The sequence below is a fragment of the Bradyrhizobium sp. CCGUVB4N genome, from assembly GCF_024199945.1.
GTDB lineage: Bacteria > Pseudomonadota > Alphaproteobacteria > Rhizobiales > Xanthobacteraceae > Bradyrhizobium.
This window is the reverse complement of the sequence record NZ_JANADP010000001.1, coordinates 5,821,794-5,843,296: the sequence shown is the minus strand read 5'-3', so window position 1 is coordinate 5,843,296 and position 21,503 is coordinate 5,821,794. Positions and strand designations below refer to the sequence as shown.

Genomic DNA, 21,503 nt, shown 5'->3' with positions numbered 1-21,503 from the left:
AGGATGGCTCGAGAGTCTCTTCCATTCCGTGCTGGTGATGCCGCTGTGAGCGGATCTGGCTGGTTCGGCCAAGGAAAACTCAAACGCCATCTCGCGACTGACGTCGCGGACGATGGCGAGCGTCGTGCTGCGCCACGGTCATAGCGCTCAAGATCGGGATCCATTTCAATCCAGAAATGAAATCATAGTATCATAATAACATTTGGATTTGATGATACCAAATCAACCAGGTTCAGCTCGCCACTCTGATGGTGCTTGGTCGATCGTTGGAGCGATTATGATACTGGTAACAGGCGGCGCAGGTTATATTGGTTCGCACACATGCGTCGAGCTCCTGAAAGCCGGCCGAGACATCATCGTGGTCGACAACCTGAGCAACTCGAGTCAAGTTTCTCTCCGCCGGGTCGAACAGATATGCGGCCGGTCGTTGCAGTTTCGGGAAGGTGACATTCGGGACCGCGCTTTGCTGAAGGACTTGATGCGGACCCATAAGGTCAGCGCAGTGATCCATTTTGCAGGTTTGAAGGCGGTCGGCGATTCCGTCCAGGAGCCGGTGGCCTACTACGATAACAATGTCGGCGGTACCCTTCAGCTCCTCGCAGCGATGCAGGAGGTCGGCGTGAAGAAGATCGTCTTCAGTTCGTCGGCCACCGTCTACGGCGAGCCAAACAGGCTGCCACTCGGTGAGGATCACCCGTTGTCGGCCACGAATCCCTATGGTCGCAGCAAGCTGATGATCGAGGAGATACTGCGCGATCAGTTTGTCGCGACGCCCGATTGGTCGATCGCAATCCTGCGCTATTTCAATCCAGTCGGTGCGCACGAGAGCGGGTTGATTGGGGAGAGTCCCGTGGGGGTGCCGAACAATCTGCTGCCTTACGTAGCCCAAGTCGCCGTCGGTCGCAGAGAGTACCTCAACGTCTGGGGAAAGGATTACGCGACGCCGGATGGCACGGGGGTCCGCGACTACATTCACGTGGTCGATCTTGCGGTTGGCCATCTCATGGCGTTGAACAAGTTGCAGTCTCCACAAATCACGACGGTGAACCTGGGAACCGGGACGGGGACAAGCGTCTTGGAGATCGTGGAGGCCTTTTCGAAAGCAAGCGGCCGGGATATTCCCGTGATGTTTGGTCCGCGCCGCCCCGGTGACGTCGCATCCTCCTATGCAGATGCCACCGTCGCCGAATGGCTGCTCGGCTGGAAAGCAAAACGGTCGATCATGGAAATGTGCATCGACCATTGGCGCTGGCAACAATCGAACCGGGATGGTTACGGCGCTGAGGCCTCCTAAATCATTGGCGTGATCAGCCGATCAACGAAATCGTTGACGTGCTGCCGCTGGTCCATGCCCCCCCCCCGCGCGAGTGCCCACCGCGGAAGACGCCTTGCGACCGTATGCGTCCGGCGGCAACTGTCGCATGAGGTCACGTCCTCGGAGATAGCTTGGTCGTGCAAAGTCGTCCGCACGCGCGCTCGGTGGAAGTTCCCGATTCACCATATTGTCGCGGCACTATGCAAAGTACTCACGACAATGAAGAAATGGAGGGCGTTTTGATCCTGTCTATCGCCATGCGCAGAACATTGCTCGTGCTCTTGATCTTCTCCGCCGGAATCGCCTCGTACAATTGGAATTTGTTCCGCGTCGCGGATCCATCGTTCTTCGCGCAAACGAATGCTGATTCAGAGGAGTTGATTCTGGATGGAATTTTGCACGGTGAAAATGGTACCCCGATGATTGGGCGGTATAACAGGCTAATCGACATTTCGCCCGGTATCGAGCGGAAGCTTTATGTTGATCGGGATACGTCTGGAGAATTCCGCCGATACACGTCGCAATTCGGAATGCAGTATTATTTCTTCTTCCATTTCTCAAAATATGTCAGCCGTGACTACCGGGTCATGCAATTGGTGGCTTCCGCTCTCATGGCAGCGGTCGTCTGCGGCTTCTTTGTCGGCATCGCGTCGATCTCAACCGATACGCTCGGGCTTGCGTTTGCATTACCGTTGTTGATTTCCCCATGGGTCGCGGCATTCGCAGCAAACCTGTACTGGGTCGAATTCACGTGGTTTCTTCCGGCGTTGATCGCGCTCTTGATGGGCGGCCGAGCGTACCTCTCTCTACGTTGGTTCGCGCTGCTCTGCATCCTTATGTTCGCGAGCTTCCTGTTAAGGCTCTTGAGCGGCTACGAGTTCGCCTCCACGGTCGTTCTCGCAAGTTTCGTATTCTTGCTCCTGCACGGCCTTCGAGAGCGCGTTTCGGCGTGGCGCATTCTGGCGCTCGTTGTTGCAGTCGGATGCATATCGTTGCTGGCGTTCGCGACGGCGGTCATGCTTCATGCGCGAGTGATCGGACCCGACATGGCGTCCGGCTTGGGCCAGGTCACCGAAGTCGCCGCGAAACGCTTGTCGGCCAAGTATTGCGACGAGGCATGTATCAAGGCCGCATGCGCAACGGAATTCGAGGGTGCCAAATCCGCCGAAGAGAAGACAGGGATCTGTGTCGGACGACTACGGGCATCTCTCAGCGCATCCGTTTACAAGATGATCCCAAGGTATTTGTTGATGCAGCATTTTGTGCCGTGGATCGATTATTTTTCTGACATGTCCGAGGAAAAAAAGAGCGAGATCAGTGCGCTCGCGCACGAGCTTAAGATTGCAATCGTATCTCACAGCATGCAAGGCGTTGTGCGCATCGCGGTCGGCATGAACCGATCCTTGATTGTGTCCATCGCCTCAGCCGGGATCAGCGTGCTCGCGTTTCTGGCGTTCAACCTCGCGGTCTTTCATACCTTGGTGAAGCGTCGATCGAGCCTCTCCGCAGTTACCTTGGCAAGCTTCCTATGTTCTGCCTCCTGGTTCGTCTTGGCTAAAGGCCATTCGTACATTCATACGCATATCGATTTCGTTTTGTGGTACTTGCTATACATTCCTCTCGGACTGGCGAGCATCGTCGATTCAAAATGTCGTCTGTCCGCAAATTGGGGTGAAAAACCTGCGGAGGTATCGAGCGGCAAGCTGCCTCTCGGATCGCTGTGAACGCTCTGCACGAGTGAACAGGGAGACGCGTTGCTTCACGGGACGTAGACGCCCCTGACGACGTCGAATAACTCGCCGAGCATGGCAAGCTTGCCCTTGAAGCCGGCGATCTTTGTGGGGGGCGCTTCGCCGAGGGGATAGCTACGGCGGACCGGTACCTCGCAGACTTTCATCCCCAGCTGACCGGCCCGTGCCGTGAGATAAAACAGCAACTCGTACCGCTGGAACACATCCCGGAAAGGCGCAACCCGCGAATCCAGAAGATAACGACGGGAGTACCCGCGGAAGCCGTTGGTCGTGTCAGTATACCAATGCCGTCCGGCGAAGCTCAGCAGTGGCGCGTGGATGCAGCGGTTCGCGAGGGTGCGTTCCAGGGGCGTATTCTCCGCCTTACCGCCTGGAAGATATCGAGAGCCCTGGACATAATCGTAACCCTCGGCGAGTTTGGCGCACATCGAGGCGATCGCTTCCGCGCCATCCTTGCCGTTGCCATCCATCGTGATGATTCCCTCGTAACCTTCGTCGAGGCACCAAGCGTAAGCCATTCTCAACTGTGCGCTGAGTTTACCCGGCCCAGTCTTGACCAACACGGCGCGGACGGGAAGGGCCGAAACAAATTCCGCATTGACCGAACTGTCCGTGGAGCCTCCATCGGCAACGATCACATCGACGGGGGGAGCGACGTCCGCGATCATCCGTAGCTGGCGGCGTATTCGTTCGCCCTCGTTGATCACGGGAATGACCAGCGCGTGGCGGCTTCGCTTGGGATTGTAGAGATGGATGTCGAAGGCGGGAACTTGGCGAGCCGTCGATGGCTCCTGCGTAATGACTTCCATTCCGTTTTGGACCTCTCGACACCGTGCTGGAACCTGAGCGCCGCGTTGCATCAGACTGTCTCGCAGCGTGACGACACGCGGCGATACACCATGAAACGGCTAAGTAGATAATTCACAACAAACGAGACGCCGGCCGCCGCGATCAGCACGGCGAAGCGCGACGCTAGGTTCGCCGCCCACGGCGATAGCGAAGAGGCGACGAGAACGCGTACGCAGAGGACGAGGACGGCCGACATCAGGTAGAGCGACGCTCGATGCGCCGAGAGCGCGCGTCCTTTCTCGCGGAACGTCCAGAGCTCGTGGCAGGCATAGTTGAACAACGCTCCGACGAAGAAGCCAGCGGCCACTCCCGCCGCCACGGGCAGGCCGAGAGCCGCGGTGACGCCGAAGGCCGTCGTTAGGTCCACGGCTAGTCCAGTGACGATCACGGCCGCGAAACGCAGCATTTCCCAAGATGGAAACGCCAGGATCTTCATGACCAGCTTTCGGCCGCGGCGCGCAGGCGGACGACACACGCCTTCAGTGTCTTAAGACCATCCGAAACGGCTTTCATTTCGATCGATACGGCGCGATCGTACTCAATGTCGGCGAGGGCATCGAGCAGGGAGTGTGCGTCGGCTTCACTTACCGGTGAGGGCGCTAGATTCGCAGCAGAGACGTGGACATGGGATATATAGGCCGCGGCTTCAGCAACGCTGGCGGCGACGTCGTCGTAGCCATCCGTCATGTAGAGTGCGCCCGTGTCGAAGTTCAGCGTCACTGCCGGATGGCCAATCTTGCGAACTGCGGCGATCGTCTCGTCGACGGTGGTCATGAAGTTCGTGCCGTAGCCCACAGCGTTGGGTTCCATCGCCAGCCGCGTTCCGTTTGCGGCTGCGAGATCGCCCAGCGGGCAGAACGCGTCCCTCACGCGGCCCGTCACGTCGTCCTCCGAGAGGCCTGGGGGCACGATGCGCTGTTTCGGTGATCCGACGACGAGATTGGGGATGCCGAGACGCCCGGCGAACTCGATCGCGCGTGCAAGGCCGGTATCGAAACGTTCCCGACCTGACGGAGAGCCGAACAGATCCGCGTCATCGACACCGAAAAGCAGCGACTGGGCGGAAACCAACTCCAGACCGAACCGTTCGAATTCAGCGACGCGCGAGCCCACCGCCTGCACGGACGGGGCAAAGGGATCGTTCTCTTCGGCGAACAGCAGGCTCGGCGCAATTTCGAGGCCGGAGAAGCCGTGGTCGCGAAGGACCGCGTAAGCGTCTAATCGCTCGGCGTAGAGCCAAGCGATGTTGGAAACGGCAAACTTCACGACACCGCGCCTTTCTCGAAGAAGATTTTGAGATCGTGCAGCACACCCGCGGAGTTGACGAGGTATGGGTCCTTCGCGTCCCACAAGGTCGCGTGACGCGTTCGCATGTCCTCATGATAGAGAGGAGCAGTTCTGCCGTCGAAGGGGCGCCCGGTCAGCGTCTGGTGGATGTCGCGGGCCCGCAACGGCTCTGGAGCGAGATGGACGATTGGCAATTCGTTCGCGATGACGACTTCGATGTCCCGCCAAAGGCGATCGAGGCCGTAGTACTGGAAGGTGCTGTCGGCATGGGTGAAGTGTACCGCGGTGAAGCCGGCGTCGAAGAGGGCGTCCGTCAACGCGATCCGGCCGGTGCCGACGAGCGCCTTGCGGTCGCAGCGCAGCATTCCCAATGCTGCATCGTGGTGATAGACGGCGCGCAGAACCGCAGCTGCCGGCCCGGGAAGGCGATCGCTCAGTTCGGCGAATTTCGCTTCGGTGAAGAACGAGGGGATCGGGTTGGCGATGTCGAAGATGAAATTCTTTTTCAGGCCGACGCCGTAGAGTGCCGGCAGGCGCAGGATGTGTATCTTTGGAAACAGCGCCGCTGCCGCTTCTTCAAGGAAACGACGATTGGAGCCGTAGGCTTTGTTCGCCTCGAAGCGGTTGGCGTCTTCATCGAGGCCGGTTGGCTCGGCGAGCGTGGCGATGGTCGAAATCAGCACGAAACGCTCGGCGGTGACTTTCTCAAGATGGGACAGCAGCCTGCGGATATTGGCCAGGTCGCCGTCCGGGTCCTTGTTGGCGGCCCACATCGACGCGGGCGCGGCGGCGCAGACTACCAGTTCGTACCGCTTGCCCTCGATATCGGAGATATTTTGCGAGTTGAAGCGGGCCGAGAACTCGTGTGCCAGAAGGAGATTTGTTCCGACGAACCCGGTATGACCAACTAGTGCGTTTGCCATTCGCTCTCCGCGCCTTGCGCCGCTTTCAAATCCAGATCCACAAGCCAGGACCTCACATTGTCCAAACGAGCTATGCACCGATTGCCGTCTGAACCTCATTGATTTCCGTAGACGTCGATTGCGACAGGACGTTTACCCGTGCGTCGCCGAGCCCAACCGGACTGTGCTTCTCATATATGACGGCGTAGTCGCTCGTCCCCCGTTGCTCCTCGAGCAAACGACTGAGGTATTCGCTGATGAAAGCGAGAATGACGAACAACAGCATGAACTGCACTGACAAGAAGAGGACCGTCGTCGTCCAACCTTCGACCACGCCGCGCTTCAAGAGGCGGACGAGCAAAACGTAGACAGCAAAGGAAAAGCCCAGAAAGCTTCCTAGCAGCCCGACGCCCGACATCCACCGCAGAGGTCGTGACGAATTGAAGACGAGCAGGCGGAGAAATCTCCTGGCCGCGCGGAACAGCGATCGCTGCCGATGAACGTCGACTTTGGTTTCATAAACCAGCGCTTCTGACGAGTAGCCGGTCTTCTGGAGGCGTTGGGCGAACTGATGGTGGAACCGACCGGTTTCGATGACAGCGTTGATCGCTCGCCGGCTCACGCAACGAAATCCAGTCGCATTCGCCGGGATTTGGTAATCGATTGCGGCGAGCAGTCGGCTGGCCAAGCTGCGCGTCAAACCATAGAGCGGCGGCAGCGGGCGGCTGTTGACGCCAATGATGATGTCGGTCCCCTTCTGACAGGCGACGACCCCATCGCTGATCGACTGCAGGCGGTCGACGATCGGATCAAAAATGACAACGAAATCGCCGATGGCGTTGTCGATCCCAGCGCTGCAGGCGACTTCGTAGTCCACCGCGTAGGCCAGTTGAATGAGGCGAAGACTCGGTGTTGTGGCAAGAATATCGGCGAGGCGGGCGTCGACGAGACGCCGCGCCGGTCCTTGTACGATCAGGATGAGCTCATAATCCGAATACCGCGTATTAAGTTCGTCCCATACCGCCGCCACGCCGCTCCTCAAAGAGTCATCCGGGCGCTCGACGATGATGATGACGGAAACGAAGGCGTCACTTTTCACCGCTGCGTGCTCCCGGTTCGTGTCACGAGGCCCTGCGCTTCAATGACTGAAATCACATCGTAGACATTGTCGATCTTGCCCCCGAGTATGCTGTGCAACCCTGGGAGGCCGTGATTGGGACGGAAGAGGATTGGCCTGGAGTCATCGGTTTCACTCCGAGGCAACACGGTCTTGACTTCCCACAGCGAGTCTTCATGGCGGCAGTCACCGAGGATGGGCATGTGCCGAGCGGCGTCGCGGCGCATGAATTCCCAGGAGCTAGCAGACGGCTTCGCGGTCCAGAGCCTGGTCGGATCACCACCTGGTTCCTCGAAGCACTCGTAGCGAGGCGTGTATCGCACGTGACTGAATGAATGCCGCGCCAGCGGAGGAAACGGCATCACCGAGAAGAATGGACCACACATCACGGTGACCCCGACGTTCTGGAGCACCTCGGGAACCTGAACGATGCACATCTCGGTCATTTCGTGCTTGAGTGCGATCGCGGGAAGCGCAGAATTAGTCAGCAAATGATTGATGTTGGAATAAGCGCAATTGAATATCTGATCGGCTATGACGTCCTCGGTCGAGCCATCGGCATTTCGAATGGTCGCTGCCAGGCGGTCCCTTTCGATGCGCACCTTCTCGACTGTGGTCTGCAGCCGCCATTCGACGCCGGCCGACGCGATGCGGCGGTGCATGACTGACCGCAGAGCGTCGGCGTTGAAGGCGTATTCCACAGCAGAGAAACATGCCTCGATGAAATTCGGATTGGTCAGGCTCCGCAGCCAGTTCGGAGCAACTTCGTATGGTGCCCCGATCCTCTCGCAAAACTTCGCGAACTGCGCTGGGGTCACTTTGCCGAGTTTCGAGCCGATCAGATAGAACGAGTGAAAATCGGAAACAACACAATCCCGAAACTCGGCCACGAAACGAGGGAACGATACACGAGATCTCAGCGCGGTCAGAACGCTTCGCGGATAATGGTAGCCGTTGTGAACCCTGGCCTGGTTGTTATGTGACGCCCGCCGCATGAAATCGGGCTCGCGCTCGCAAAGCAGGACCGCATGGCCATTTAGGGCAAGAAATTCGGATAGATACAAACCGAAGAATCCTCCGCCCACTACTACGAACTGCTGCCGGCGCACGCTCTAGTCCCTACATCCATGCTTCACTCGGCTTGGCCTCGAAATGTGGCTCATCCCAGCCTGAAAGCGCTCGCTCTTCGCGGACAATCAATCCGTCGTTGGCCTCGTCCGCGATGTCGTGTTGCTTCACTCCGCCGCGCGCGGAAGCGGCCATGCGTCCTCTCGTCGAAGTGGAATTGCAAATTCAGGGGTGATCCGCGCGCGCAACTTGATCCCGAACTTGAAATAGATCGTAACGAAACAGATCGTAACGAAGTTATTGTGAACCAACAGCGAGCCATCGCCTATTCCGAACAGGCAGGCCGCCAGGAACAGTGCAAAAAAGATCACGACGAACGACCGGCGAGACCTGCAGGCCGCCGAGCAGGTGCCGATGAGACCGAACAACAAAATCAGCAGCAGCGAAAGCAAACCGGGTGCGCCCGCCGCTATGCCGACATCGAGAAATGAATTGTGGAAGTTCGGGGCACGGAAATAGTCATCCAGGGCCCACAGTCGTTCGGCCGGGCCGTCTTCTACAAAGAAGCCAGAGTAGCCGTACCCGGTGAGCAGGCGGTCATAGAAGAATCCAGGCCATTGCTCCCACAGGGTCGTCCGCCCGGTCAGATCAGACGAGCGGTCCAGCGCTCCGAACAGCAGGTCTGATTGGACATACAGCAACGTCGCCATGACGATGGAAGTGAACGCGCTGACATAGAAGAGGTATGTCCTGTTTCTTATGAGCGCCCACAGACACAGCGAGACGTCGAGCGTCACCAAGGTCACCACGATCCCGTTCGCCGATCCGCTGAGAAGGAGAAAAAGAAGGCTCGTCGCAGCGCCCAGCAAGTTCCATTGCCAGGAAACCCGCGATGCAAAGATCAGCAACGTGTAGAAAATGAATGAGATGCTGAATGTCATTGCCGCCTGCTGTTTGTGTGAAAACAGGCCGGCATAGGCTATAGAGCCGATAAGGGTTTCCCGTTCGGCCAGATCAGCTTCGTAAGTCGTATTCACGATTGGGCTCAAGGAATGGATGATGATCACGATCGGCAGGACGTAGGTTAGCGTGACAATCATCTGGCGCGGAGAAAAGCGAGACGCCATCCATGCGCAAAACGTCACGGTGGCAAACAGCAGCACGAGACGTGGCCAGGAATGAGATTCGATGAGTTCCGGCAGTAGGTGCGCAAAGAGTAAGACCAGCATCGGCCAATGCGTCGTGAATACCGTTAGAACACCGCGGAAGTGCATGCCGACGAACAAGGCCAATACAAGGTATCCAGCTGCCCATAACGCCCCGTACACAACGGACTCACCGGCTGCGACGAATGTTTCGCCAGCAGGGTCCGGCAAGAATGCGACGTATACCACTCCGGAAGAAAAGACGAGCAGGGCGGTGGCGAAATACACCTCGAGCCTGGATGCTTGGTCGCGGCCTCTCATCCGGTTGTTTCCAGCAAATTCCCACTCGCAGGCATGGTCGCCTTTCAGCATCGTTTCGGGGCCTGTTCGGGGTTTCCATCAGGCTTGATCGAGCGCCGGCAAGCGTAGTCGGTAATGTTATCAACATGATGACCCGCCGTGCGCGTTTGAAGCCCTATCATGATGATAAGGTATGACGTCATGATACTGTAAAGCTATCATGTCAGTGGGGGGAGGGGTGACTGCGAGTGGTTCCCTGCGAGCGCAACGGAATCTGGACTCTGCAAACATGGATACCCGAACGCACTTGCACGAGAGAGGGGCTGATCTGTCCGAGCGCGAGCTGGCGGGCCTATCCGTGTCCATTTCCGACCTCGTCGAGCGGATCAGCGGCTTTCTCCGGCGCCGCTACATGATATTCGCGATCGTGACCGGGCTCGCTACCGGCATTGGTCTTGTCTATCTGTTGACGGCTCCGGCCGAGTACACCGCCCATGCGGTGCTGATGATCGACTCCAGCAAGCTACGGGCGCTGCAGCCCTCACCGGCCGATGTCCCGCTTGACACCGCCCAGGTGGAATCCCAGGTCGAGTTGCTCAAGTCCGACAAGGTCGCCAAGTCCGTCGTCAGGGACCTGCACCTCATGGACGATCCTGAATTCGTGCGGGCAGGGCTCTGGCGCCCGCTCTTGACGCCCTCCATTTGGCTGTTCGGCGGCGACGACATGCGGGGCCCGGACCATTCGGAAGACGAGCGCATTGCGGTTGCTCTCGACAGCTTCCTTCGTCGGCGTGCTATCACCCGTGTCGGGCGGAGCTACGCGCTGGACGTTGCCTTCACCTCGCGGCGCCCGGCCCAGGCAGCCGAGATTGCCAATGCCATTGTTGAGGCCTACATCGTCGATCAGCTTGACGCGAAATACGAGGCGACGCGACGAGCCAGTAAATGGCTCGAAGAGCGAATGACTGAGCTCCGGACGCAGGCCACCGCCGTCGATCGCGCGGTTCTCGACTACAAGCAAAACAACAATATCGTCGACATTGGGATCGCCTCCTCGCCGGGCGGCGCGAGCACAAGCATGCGCGCCCTCGAGGAGCAGCAGCTGGGGGACCTGGCAAGCCAGCTGAGCGCCGCTCGCATGGCGAGCAGCGATGCGAAGACGCGGGTCGATCGCATCCAGGAGATATTGAAGCAGGATATCCCTGACGCGGGGGTGGCGGAATCGATCAAGAGCGAAGTCGTCATCCGGTTGCGCAACCAGTACCTCGACCTCGCCGCGCGGGAGGGACTCTTGTCGACCCGTTATGGCAATGACCACCAGGCCACGATCAATCTACGCGAACAAATGTACCAGATCCGCCAGTCGATCGGGGCCGAGCTTCGCCGCATCGCGGAGAGCAACACGAGCGATTACGAGATCGCAAAGGCTCGGGAGGAAACGCTCAAGACCAAGCTCGCCGACATGGTGTCGGACGCCCGCACGACCAGTCGCGAGCGGATCGGTCTACGGGAGCTCGAAACCAACGCTCAAGCCTATCACAGCATCTACGACAACTTTCTGACGCGCTACATGGAAGCGATTCAACAGCAGTCGTTCCCGATCACCGAGGCCCGCCTCGTCAGCCCGGCGAACCCGCGAGCGCCAAAGAGCGGGCCGAAGACGTTCTCTGTGCTAGGGGGCTCTATTCTCGTTGGGCTCTGGTTGAGCGTCATCGTTGCCGTTGCATGGGAAGTGCTTGATCGCGTATTTCGTACGACCCGGCAGGTGCATGAGATCTTGCAGACGAGCTGCCTCGCCGTCGTGCCGCGGTTGATGCACGGTGTGCAGCCGCACCCGCGTCGGCGCTGGCGCATGTCATGGCCCAAGGCCGCAGAAGCGGGAAATCATCCGCCGCCCCGACGAGGCGAATTTTTCCGGTTCGTCGTCTTTGCGCCGTTGTCGCCATTTGCGAACGCGATCAGATCGATCAAGGTGGCAGCGGATATCGGCAGACGCGGCCAGCCCTGCAAGGTCATCGGTGTCACGTCGACCTACGCGGCGGAGGGAAAGTCGACGGTGGCGAGCAATCTTGCCGAATTGATCGCCCAGGCTGGTAAGAAGGTCATTTTGATAGATATCGATGTGCGCAATCCGTCGTTGAGCCGCGTCGCCGGTGCACAGGAGGGGAACGGACTGCTGGAGGTCCTGGACGGAACGGTCGAGCTCGACGATGCGGTGCGCACCGATGCAACGACTGGACTGGCGTTTCTCCCGGCCGTTGTTGGCTCCCCGCTCGCGCCGTCGCGGGAGGTTCTCGCCTCGGAGTCGTTCAGAATGCTGATTGCACGCCTGCGGGAGCAGTTCGATACCATTATCGTCGACCTGCCTCCGCTGGGGCCTGTCACGGAAGTGCGCGCGAGCGCCAGCCTCGTCGATTCCTATGTCTACGTAATAGAGTGGGGACGGACCAGCCTGGTGGCCGTTCGACAGCAGATGTTGGCGGCGCCCGAGGTTCACGACCGGCTGCTGGGAGCCGTTCTCAACAAGGTCGACATGAACGCATTTCGCCGCCACGAACATCACGTGGTCGGCTACTACGCGCAACCCGACTACGCCCACTGAGCAACCGACGATCGAGTGGCGTCACATTGAAGCACAGCAGTTGCTGTAGGCAAATCAACCGATCGCGCCCGTCGCTGCGTTGCTCGGTCGAGCGCTTTGTGTCTCGCCAATATCGAACTCTGACACGGTTCTTCGGAAAGCAGCCCGGCTTGTCGCATACCTGTTCCAAAGGCCGGTTAAGGACTGCCTCATCGGCCAACGCGGTCGTGGGGGAGCAATGATGCTGACGAGTGCCTTGCGCGTCGCCGGTCGATGGAAAGGCCGCGCGCTGTTCGCGCTCGTTGATCAGGGCTGTGTGAGCCTGTCGAATTTCCTCTTCACGATCGTGCTGGCCAACCACGTTTCCCTGGAAAGTTTTGGCTATTACAGCATTGCCTGGACGACCTCGATATTGGCCGAGACCGTGACGGGCGCGCTGATTAACGACGCCTTGCCGGCATTCGCCAGTACGCGGGTGCGTGGCCCGCGTGGGGACTTCAGGAGCGCGGTCGCGTGGATCAGCATAGCATTGGGCGGATTGACGAGCGTTGCCGTCGCCGCCGCGGGCATCACGATCTTGTATTGGTCGCCGGAGCTCGGCGCAATTCTGCTTTGCCTGGCCGTCGTAAATCCGGTTCAACGCTTCCAATCATTTGTTCGTCGTCTCTGCTACATCGAAGATCGCGTTGACATCGCCGCGCTGAGCGGCGTGAGTTATGCGTTAACGATTTTCGGGCTCCTCGCATGTCTCGTTCTGCTTGACCGGCTTACGCCGGTGATGGCGATTTTCGTTTGGGCGGCGGCCAGCATTCCAGCTGTGATTTTTGGTGTCGCGGCCCGGATATCACCGGTCGATGTCGTCTCGCGTGCAGCCATCTATGAGGTGGCTCGCGACGTGTTCCGGTCCAGCCGTTGGTTGCTGGGCGCGTCTTTGATCTCCTGGGTCGGCAGCCAGGGTGTCATTCCGCTTGTGGCGACGTTTGCCGGGCCAGCCGCTGGAGGAGCCCTGCGTGCGCTGTTCAACATCGTCACACCGATCAGTCAGATCAACGTTGCCATAAATCAGTTGACCGTGCCGCGGCTTGCCGAAGCTGCGACCCGATCGGATGGCCACGCCATGCGCAAGCGCGTATCGGCCGTGACGGCAGTGTTCGTGCTTCTCGCATCCGGATTTTCGATCATTCTTGTCGGATGGCCTGCCCAGGTCCTGGAATTCTTCTACAGGAGAGCCGAGATCGTTGCCGCTGCTCCTTTGATGTGGCCATTTGCAATCTTGGTCGTGACCGAAGCCGTCAACCAGGGCATGGCGGGAGCGCTGCTGGCGCTGAACCGGACGCGCGCTATTATGTTTGTCCGGGCCGCAGGCTTGATCGCATTCCTCGGCTCGGCGTTGATCCTGCAACGGGAGTCAGGGTTGACCGGAGTCGTTTGGGGGCTTGTCGTTGCCAGCGTGGTGACCGCTATGATCTCGGGTCAGGAAGTGCTGAGAGCGACGCGCTGAAATTTCCGATCTGCCCAAGGTCATCGTTCCTGCCAAGGTTGATCTCTACGAATTTCGACGTCATGAATCCACCACGCCGAATATGATCGGCTTGGATGTTATTGATCGCTGACGATGTTCTGAGCGTTAGTAGCGCCGTTCCGACAGCGCCCGAGACGGCTGATTTGCCGTGGCTCATCTTGCCCGCTTGGCCGGCGCGGATAATCGATGCCGGCGTGACCGCGCTCGGTCTATGCTATGGTATGCCCGGAGCCTGACGCTCGATATCGTACTGATAGTTGATGTGATCGCCCGACGCATATCGAGGCGAGCATGCGTCGCGAAACGGGCTCGCAACGGTTTTAAGTGGCCTGTCTGGCATTTTGACCCTGGTTGCTCGGCTTGTCGCCTCATGTACCCCGTGCGAGCGATCGCAGCGCCAAGGTCGCCATGCGACGAATAGCTGGTCCAGGGGTATCGTCGGCCTATTGAAAAGGTTTACGATTTGCGATTACTAGCTCTTGGTGGGCAAGAATCGGCCGGAGAGGGCCACTATATGGTTGGCAAAAGGCATGCCTCGGAGGAGATTTCGGCCAAGCTGGCCCAGGCAGATCAACTCGTGGCCAGAGGCAAGACTCAGCGCGAAATATCGAAAGCTCTTGGCGTGAGTGTCATGACCTATCACCGCTGGAAGAAGATGATCAAATCTCCTGATGCGGGGGCGGATGACGCAGACAACGACATCATGAGCAGCGTGGGTGGACCGCGCGATGCCTCGTCTGGCGATACGATCAAGCGACTGGAGCTCGAAAACGCCCAATTGCGACGTCTTGTTACTGACATGTTGCTGGAGAAGCTGAAGTACGAAGAGGAACTTCGTGCACGGCATGAGCCGCGGCCTCGGCGTCCCGAGAAGGGCTGAAACTTGATCCGCACCTGGAGGGCCGCGTTCGCGCTTTAGGGCTTGATCCCCAACGGGGGAGGCAGGGGGTAGGGCGAGGGCGCAACCGGAGCCGAACTCGCTACCGCGGTCGCCGGCTTGGTCTGGCCGGCGCCGTAGGACACCCAGACATTCGGGTCGTCGGCGCTCTGCCGTGACAGATAACGGTAGCTGGTCTCGTACCAGAACAGGATTTCCGGGGTCTGGTTGTCGAGGATCATTTCGCCGCGGTCGGACCGGACGGTCAGCACCGCGTGACGCGTCTTCTCCTGGCCGCGCTCCTCGACGATGGTGATCAGCAAGGCGCCCTGTGGCCAACCGGCCTTGGCGAGCAGCCGGCGTTTGAGCAGAACCATGTCCTCGCAATCGCCTCGGTCGAGCGGGTAGGCCCAACGTTCAGCTTTTCCGTAGAGCTCGGAATCGCTAGTCCAGGTCACGCGGTCGTTGACGTATTTGTTGATCTCGTAAAGCTGCTGGAGCAGATCCGGCGTGAGGGTCACCTCGCGCGCCTGATCGGCCAAGGGCTTGCATTCGTCGGTATCTGCGGCGCAGAGCTGCAACCATCCGCCGGGCGCCTTCGTCGCCCCGCCGATCGCGGCGAACAGCGCCGGACGGGCAAGGAAGGCGCGAGCCGGGAGAGCATCCAACGCGAAGACGGCAGCCACGGCAATCGCGGCAAGTGTCCATGCGCGAAGCCGTGTGGCGGCGGTCCGCCCGTTCATGCAGAATCTCGTCATGCCCGTTCCCCATCAGATTCCGAATGGAAGGCTGGCAGAGACAGCTCGCGATCCCGCTAAGCGATTGCTTCAAATTGAATGGATCTCCGCGAAAGCAGTCTCGCGGGGGCGCCATGGTGTGATTTCAGTTAAGGTGCGGACGGTGTCGGCAAAGTTACGCTTGCGGTGTTCCTGAAGGCAATCCGAACTGAACATGAAGCGGGTCGCCCATCACCGCTGCAAGGACACCACCAGCTCACTGCGGGGATCATGCGGAACTCGCTCATGTCCATGCTGCCCATGTCCATGTCGTTGCCAGAGCACATAGCTCCATGTCCGCGTGACAATGATGTCGATCGCGTCGCCGACGACCCAGCGATCGCTCCGCAGCACGGCTTCCAGAGGGCTAGCCACGTAACGCCTATTGATGCGGACCGTGACGCCGCGGCGAGCGCCAGAACCGGCGCCTCCGGGCTGCCCTCTTCCTCACTAGTCCAGCGCAAGACTTGAGACGGTTAGACGTGTCGCGGCTGGATGATCCGACAGATACGCCGCGTATGCCTGCTTCAGGCCATCGTGAAGCGACGTCGTCGCGCGCCAGCCGAGCTTGGCGAGACGGCAGACGTCGAGCAGCTTGCGCGGCGTGCCGTCGGGACGCGAGGTATCGTAGGTGATTTCGCCGCGATAGCCGACGATTTCGGCCACCACGCGCGCGAACTCGGCGATGGTGTTGTCCTCGCCGGTGCCGATGTTGACCAGCTCGGCTTGCGAATAGGTCTTCATCAGGTGCACGCAGGCATCGGCCATGTCGTCGACATAGAGGAACTCGCGCCGCGGCGTGCCGGTGCCCCACACGACGACGCTCTTTGCGCCGGAGACCTTGGCCTCGTGGAAGCGACGGATCAACGCGGCGACGACGTGGCTCAGTTCAGGGTGATAATTGTCGCCGGGGCCATAGAGATTGGTCGGCATCACGCTGATGAAGTCGGAGCCATACTGGCTGCGATAGGCTTCCGCCATTTTGATGCCGGCGATCTTGGCAATGGCGTAAGGCTCGTTGGTCGGCTCCAGCGGGCCGGTCAGCACAGCATCCTCGCGCAGCGGCTGCGGTGCGAGTTTCGGATAGATGCAGGACGAGCCGAGGAACATCAGCTTCTCGGCGCCATTGACGTGCGCGGCCTGGATCACGTTCGCCGCGATCGCGATGTTGTCGTAGATGAACTCGGCGCGCAGCGTGTTGTTGGCGACGATGCCGCCGACTTTGGCCGCGGCCATGAAGATGACCTGGGGACGCACGCGCGCGAACCAGTCGAACACCGCGGCCTGATTGCAGAGATCGACCTCGCGCCGGTCCACGGTGACGAGTTTCACGTCCTCCCGCGCCAGCCGACGCACCAGCGCGGCACCGACCATGCCGCGATGGCCGGCGACGTAGACGCTTTTGCCTGTCAGCTCAAACGGTGCGCTTACCACTTGCGACGTCCCATTTGGCCTCGGCCAGATCGCTTGCCATCATCTCTTCGACAAGTTGCGCAAAGGTCCGCTTCGGCTTCCAGCCCAGCACCTGACGCGCCTTGCTGGCATCGCCGATCAGCAGATCGACCTCGGTCGGGCGGAAATAGGTCGGATCGATCTTCACCACCGTCTTGCCGCTCTTGGCATCGATGCCGGTCTCGTCGACGCCTGTGCCGCGCCATTCGACGCGGCGGCCGACCTGCGCGAAGGACAGCTCGACCATCTCGCGCACCGAGCGCGTCTCGCCGGTGGCGAGCACGAAATCGTCGGGCTTGTCGGCCTGCAGGATCATGTGCATGCCCTCGACGTAATCCTTGGCATGGCCCCAGTCGCGCTTGGCCTCGAGATTGCCGAGATAGAGCGTCTGCTCGAGCCCGACTTCGATGCGCGCCACGCCGCGGGTGATCTTGCGGGTGACAAAGGTCTCGCCGCGGATCGGGCTCTCATGGTTGAAGAGGATGCCGTTGCTCGCGAACATGCCATAGGCTTCGCGGTAGTTCACTGTGATCCAGTAGCCGTAGAGTTTGGCGACGCCATAGGGCGAGCGCGGATAGAACGGTGTGGTCTCCTTCTGTGGGATCTCCTGCACCAGGCCGTAGAGCTCGGAGGTCGAGGCCTGGTAGAACCGCGTCTCCTTCTCCATGCCGAGGATGCGGATCGCTTCCAGGAGCCGCAGCACGCCGATGGCGTCGGCGTTGGCGGTGTATTCGGGGCTTTCGAAGCTGACGGCGACGTGGCTTTGAGCGGCGAGATTGTAGATCTCGGTCGGCCGGATCTGCTGCACCAGGCGGATCAGATTGGTCGAATCCGTCATGTCGCCGTAATGCATCAGGAACGGCACGTTACCGACATGCGGATCCTGGTAGAGATGGTCGACACGCGCGGTGTTGAACGAGGATGAGCGGCGCTTGATGCCGTGGACGACATAGCCGAGCGACAGCAGATGTTCGGCGAGATAGGCGCCGTCCTGCCCGGTGATACCGGTGATGAGCGCGATAGGTTTATTCATCCTACAGCTCGCTCCCGCCGAAGCGAGCCCGCCTGAAGCGTGTCGAGCGGAATATCCGCCTGCGGCTGCAATTGGTTCTGCATGACGCGCAGCGTGCTGCCGTCGATCAAAAGCGTAGCTGTCGCGGTGTATTGCGAGGGGGTGACGGGCAGGTACAGCAGGCCGATGGCTATTGTCGCGGCAGGCACGATGAGAATGATCCAATATTGCCGCCGAGCCAGTCTGGACGGCTGGTCGATCAAGGCCGATATCGAGGACGAAGCTTCGTCCCGCCCACCGCTGTAGCCGATACGGATTCTGTGCGACGGCATATCCATTGACAGTCGCATAACTCTACCGGCTAGGAGTATCTCGGCTCATGGTCTTGGCGTGACCAAGCACCGCCCGCTGCGCCGTGACGCCAGCCCCGTAACGTTGATTGCCTTCTGTAGCGAACAAACAATACACCTTTGCAACAGTTTGATATGAAGTGATGTAGGTGCCTCGTCCAGTATGTTGTGCGTTATCGTGTTGGATGGCGCTGGATATTCCGCACAAACTCGACTCATTTGCCGGAATGCCCAGAGCACTCGGGTATGCCGAACGCGTCTCGTCCGTTCTGACCTGTTCTTCGAAAGCTCGCTTGAAGTCTCGCCGGGCGAGCCGTCGACCGGACATTCGACCGAAACCAAGGAACCTCCGAACGGATTGGTAGGCGCGGGGGTGAGATGGGATGATCTCAAAGCGCCACCTTTTCTAAGACACTTTTGGGTTGGAAAGGCACCTCATGCGTTGACGGGCCTATGCAACTTATTGAAATCGCTAGAAATCCAACCGCCCTCCGAGCGCACCATAAACCCACGTTTGCAAGTTACCGGTATCCGCGACGAACAGAGTCGATAACGACAGTCAGCCCGAAACCATTTTGCGCCCTTGGGGACCTTCGCATCCGACTCTGTTGGTGACGGCTTTCGAACCATTAGCGGACGATTGAGAGGCAACCCGGCGAAGCCCGCTTATGACCCAAAGGCGACTTCGCCGCGCTTCAATCCTTCAGCGCATAGGCGATGATGTAATCGCCTCGCTTGGTGCCGAACGAGCCGTGGCCGCCGGCCGCGGTGACGACGTATTGCTTGCCGTCGACCTCGTAGCTCATCGGCGTCGATTGGGCGCCGGCCGGCAGGCGGTCTTCCCAGATTACCTTGCCGTCGCGCACGTCGTAAGCCCGGATCGCGTACTCGTAGGTCCCGGTGTAGAACGCGACCCCGCCGGCGGTCGTGATCGGCCCACCCAGCATCGGCACGCCCATCTTGAAGGGAAGGGGCAGCGGCGTGGTGTCCCGGATCGTGCCGTTGGGATGCTGCCAGACGATCTTCATCGTCTTCAGATCGATCGCGGCCATCGATCCCCAGGGCGGCCGGTAGCACGGCACGGAGAGCGGCGAGAGGAAGCTCCAGATATCCACCCCGAACGGCGTGCCATACATCGGCTGCGTCCCGACCTCGCTGCCGACCGGCTTCTCGGCCGTCGGTGCGGGAGGATTTTGTGGACCGCGCGGAATGAGCCTCGAGGCAAACGGCAACGACATCGGATTGGCGATGGCGATCTGTCTCACCGGATCGACCGCGATGCCGCCCCATTCGAACATCCCGAGATTGCCCGGAAAGGCCAGCGTGCCCTGCAACGACGGCGGCGTGAATGTGCCCTCGTAACGCAGCCGGTGGAACATGATCCGGCACAGCAGCTGGTCGAAGATCGTGCCGCCCCACATGTCCGCACCGGTCAGCTTCGCCTCGGGCCGGAATGTCAGCTCGGAGAACGGCTGTGTCGGCGCGGTGCGGTCGCCGGGCGCGGCGCCTTGCGGCACCGGGCGCTCCGGCGCCGGTACGATCAGCTCGCCGGTCCTGCGATCGAGCACAAAGATGTTGCCGACCTTGGTCGGCTGGATGATCGCGGGAACGACGCCTTTGGCTGTGGTCACGTCGACCAGGCTCGGCTGTGAGGGCACGTCCATGTCCCAGAGGTCGTGATGCACCGTCTGGTACGACCAGGCGCGCTTGCCGGTGTTGACGTCGAGCGCGACGATCGAGCTCGAATAGCGCTCGACCAGCGCGTTGCGGTTGCCTCCCCAGATGTCGGGTCCGTTGTTGCCGGTGGGGATGTAGACCAGGTTCAATTTCGGATCGAACGAGGCCGCGATCCATGAATTCGGCGAACCGTTGGTGTAGTGCCGTGTCGGCGACGGCAGCTCATTCTCGTCCGCCGCGCCGGAGTCCCAGACCCAAACCAGCTTGCCGGTATAGACGTCGAAACCGCGGATCACGCCCGAAGGCACTTCCACCGCATAATTGTCGATCACCGCGGCGGCGACGACGAGAATCTTGTCGCTGACGACCGGCGGTGACGTCGGCTCGAAGAAGCCCGCCGTCTTGATCCCCATGCCCTGCTGGAGGTCGAGGCTGCCATGATCGCCGAAACTCTCACAGAGCTTGCCGGTGTCGGCATCGAGCGCGATCATGCGCCCGTCATTGACGGGGAGGAAGATTCGCCGGGGGCATTCGGCGGGCGCGGGACTGCCGCTGCTGTCGACGGCGCCTGCCGCAGTCTCATGGTAGGAGACCCCGCGGCAGGTCATATGCTGGAACGTCTTGTTGAACACCAGCTTGGGATCGTATCGCCAACGTTCCTTGCCGGTCCTGGCGTCGAGCGCAAACAGCACCTGGTGCTGGGAACAGAGATAGAGCGTGTCGCGTATCTTGATCGGCGTGACCTCGAAGGTGGTCTCGCCGGAATCCTCCGGCGTCGGGACGTCGCCGGTGCGGAAGGTCCAGGCGACCTGGAGCTTGCCGACATTGTCAGGCGTGATCTGCTTCAGCGGCGAATAGCGCTGTCCGAATTGCGTACGACCATACGCCCGCCAATCGGCATCAGGCTGAGGATCGGCTTCGCTTTGCTGTACGGCCGCGCCGGACGCGGCGATCGTACCGTTGATGTCGTGATAGCTCGACAGAAGGGCGATGACGAGTACGACCGAAGAAGCGGCTACGCCGATCCAGAGTGGCAGCGTCGCGCTGAGGTAAGACACCGGCTCGTCTCGCAACAGGGCGCGAACGATCACCGGCGTCAGCATCCAGAGCGCCATGGGGACGACGATGTCGCCGCGCGATGCGAGCGGCCACCAGTCGAATTGCACCTCGAAGAGGGCCCACGCCAGTGTGCCGACCAGCACGATCGCAAACAGCCACAGCGCCGAACGGCGCTGCGCCAGCAACAACGCGCCGGTGGCGATGATGCCGACGCCGAGAACGATGTAGAAGATGGATCCGCCCAGTGTGGCGAGCCAGAGGCCGCCTCCCGCGAGGACCAAGCCGATCAAGGCGTAGACGAGACCCGTGATAAAGACTGCCCTGGATCGCTGCATGGCTGCTCCGGCGCACAAAAGGGATTGCGCCTGTGCAGCGCAAGCGCAACAGACGACGTCCACTTTCTAGGACTGTGGTCCAATCAACCAGAACTCGCAACCGTCAACTGCTGCATTCATGTAACATC

The 21,503-nt window shown here is 60.1% G+C and carries 18 protein-coding genes; 5 read left to right on the top strand and 13 right to left on the bottom strand.

Going from position 1 to position 21,503, the window contains the following annotated elements; translation table 11 throughout:
- The first annotated feature begins 274 nt into the window (after positions 1–274).
- Both galE and NLM31_RS27105 read left to right on the top strand, forming a co-directional pair.
- Positions 275–1,294 (top strand): UDP-glucose 4-epimerase GalE, encoded by a 1,020-nt coding sequence (gene galE / locus NLM31_RS27110; RefSeq protein WP_254135445.1) that lies wholly within the window; start codon positions 275–277, stop codon positions 1,292–1,294.
- Positions 1,295–1,446: 152 nt separating this feature from the next.
- The gene (locus NLM31_RS27105; protein WP_254194233.1) at positions 1,447–3,039 is read left to right on the top strand and encodes a hypothetical protein; all 1,593 of its coding nucleotides are present in this window, start codon (positions 1,447–1,449) and stop codon (positions 3,037–3,039) included.
- Positions 3,040–3,074: 35 nt separating this feature from the next.
- On the opposite strand, the gene NLM31_RS27100 is transcribed toward NLM31_RS27105, so the two are convergent.
- The 8 genes from NLM31_RS27100 to NLM31_RS27065 all read right to left on the bottom strand — a co-directional run bounded on the left by NLM31_RS27100 (position 3,075) and on the right by NLM31_RS27065 (position 9,806).
- Positions 3,075–3,875, bottom strand: coding sequence for a glycosyltransferase family 2 protein (locus NLM31_RS27100; protein WP_254194232.1), 801 nt, complete (start codon positions 3,873–3,875; stop codon positions 3,075–3,077).
- 50 nt (positions 3,876–3,925) lie between these two features.
- The gene (locus tag NLM31_RS27095) at positions 3,926–4,351 is read right to left on the bottom strand and encodes a GtrA family protein (protein WP_254194231.1); all 426 of its coding nucleotides are present in this window, start codon (positions 4,349–4,351) and stop codon (positions 3,926–3,928) included.
- Positions 4,348–5,181, bottom strand: a complete 834-nt coding sequence (locus tag NLM31_RS27090) for a sugar phosphate isomerase/epimerase (RefSeq protein WP_254194230.1) — start codon at positions 5,179–5,181, stop codon at positions 4,348–4,350. The genes NLM31_RS27095 and NLM31_RS27090 overlap by 4 nt, the downstream gene beginning before the upstream one ends.
- Positions 5,178–6,125, bottom strand: a complete 948-nt coding sequence (locus tag NLM31_RS27085; RefSeq protein ID WP_254194229.1) for a hypothetical protein — start codon at positions 6,123–6,125, stop codon at positions 5,178–5,180. The genes NLM31_RS27090 and NLM31_RS27085 overlap by 4 nt, the downstream gene beginning before the upstream one ends.
- A gap of 70 nt (positions 6,126–6,195) precedes the next feature.
- Positions 6,196–7,203, bottom strand: coding sequence for a hypothetical protein (locus tag NLM31_RS27080; protein WP_254194228.1), 1,008 nt, complete (start codon positions 7,201–7,203; stop codon positions 6,196–6,198).
- On the bottom strand, positions 7,200–8,330 hold the full coding sequence (locus tag NLM31_RS27075) for an FAD-dependent oxidoreductase (RefSeq protein WP_254132229.1): 1,131 nt from the start codon (positions 8,328–8,330) through the stop codon (positions 7,200–7,202). The genes NLM31_RS27080 and NLM31_RS27075 overlap by 4 nt, the downstream gene beginning before the upstream one ends.
- A 10-nt stretch (positions 8,331–8,340) precedes the next feature.
- The gene (locus NLM31_RS27070; protein WP_254132228.1) at positions 8,341–8,484 is read right to left on the bottom strand and encodes a hypothetical protein; all 144 of its coding nucleotides are present in this window, start codon (positions 8,482–8,484) and stop codon (positions 8,341–8,343) included.
- Positions 8,457–9,806, bottom strand: coding sequence for an O-antigen ligase family protein (locus NLM31_RS27065; protein WP_254194227.1), 1,350 nt, complete (start codon positions 9,804–9,806; stop codon positions 8,457–8,459). Before NLM31_RS27065 ends, NLM31_RS27070 begins: the two co-directional genes overlap by 28 nt.
- Positions 9,807–10,023: 217 nt before the next feature.
- Here NLM31_RS27065 and NLM31_RS27060 point away from each other — a divergent pair, with 217 nt between their 5' ends.
- From NLM31_RS27060 to NLM31_RS27050, 3 genes are all read left to right on the top strand, one after another.
- Positions 10,024–12,336: a polysaccharide biosynthesis tyrosine autokinase gene (locus NLM31_RS27060; RefSeq protein ID WP_254194226.1), complete on the top strand. Its 2,313-nt coding sequence runs from the start codon at positions 10,024–10,026 to the stop codon at positions 12,334–12,336.
- A 217-nt stretch (positions 12,337–12,553) separates the two neighbouring features.
- Complete coding sequence (locus NLM31_RS27055) at positions 12,554–13,816, top strand: lipopolysaccharide biosynthesis protein (RefSeq protein WP_254194225.1); 1,263 nt, start codon at positions 12,554–12,556, stop codon at positions 13,814–13,816.
- A gap of 535 nt (positions 13,817–14,351) precedes the next feature.
- Positions 14,352–14,717, top strand: a complete 366-nt coding sequence (locus tag NLM31_RS27050; RefSeq protein WP_254194224.1) for a helix-turn-helix domain-containing protein — start codon at positions 14,352–14,354, stop codon at positions 14,715–14,717.
- Between the two features lie 35 nt (positions 14,718–14,752).
- Here NLM31_RS27050 and NLM31_RS27045 read toward each other — a convergent pair whose 3' ends face one another.
- The 5 genes from NLM31_RS27045 to NLM31_RS27025 form a co-directional block, all read right to left on the bottom strand.
- A complete protein-coding gene (locus NLM31_RS27045) occupies positions 14,753–15,457 on the bottom strand; it encodes a transglutaminase-like cysteine peptidase (RefSeq protein WP_254194223.1) in 705 nt (234 codons plus the stop codon).
- Between the two features lie 483 nt (positions 15,458–15,940).
- On the bottom strand, positions 15,941–16,924 hold the full coding sequence (locus NLM31_RS27040) for a GDP-L-fucose synthase (protein ID WP_309143706.1): 984 nt from the start codon (positions 16,922–16,924) through the stop codon (positions 15,941–15,943).
- Positions 16,905–17,975: a GDP-mannose 4,6-dehydratase gene (gene gmd, locus NLM31_RS27035; RefSeq protein WP_254194222.1), complete on the bottom strand. Its 1,071-nt coding sequence runs from the start codon at positions 17,973–17,975 to the stop codon at positions 16,905–16,907. The genes NLM31_RS27040 and gmd overlap by 20 nt, the downstream gene beginning before the upstream one ends.
- A complete protein-coding gene (locus tag NLM31_RS27030; RefSeq protein WP_254194221.1) occupies positions 17,972–18,292 on the bottom strand; it encodes a Wzz/FepE/Etk N-terminal domain-containing protein in 321 nt (106 codons plus the stop codon). The genes gmd and NLM31_RS27030 overlap by 4 nt, the downstream gene beginning before the upstream one ends.
- Positions 18,293–18,999: 707 nt before the next feature.
- On the bottom strand, positions 19,000–21,375 hold the full coding sequence (locus NLM31_RS27025; RefSeq protein ID WP_254194220.1) for a glucose/quinate/shikimate family membrane-bound PQQ-dependent dehydrogenase: 2,376 nt from the start codon (positions 21,373–21,375) through the stop codon (positions 19,000–19,002).
- Between the last annotated feature and the right edge of the window lie 128 nt (positions 21,376–21,503).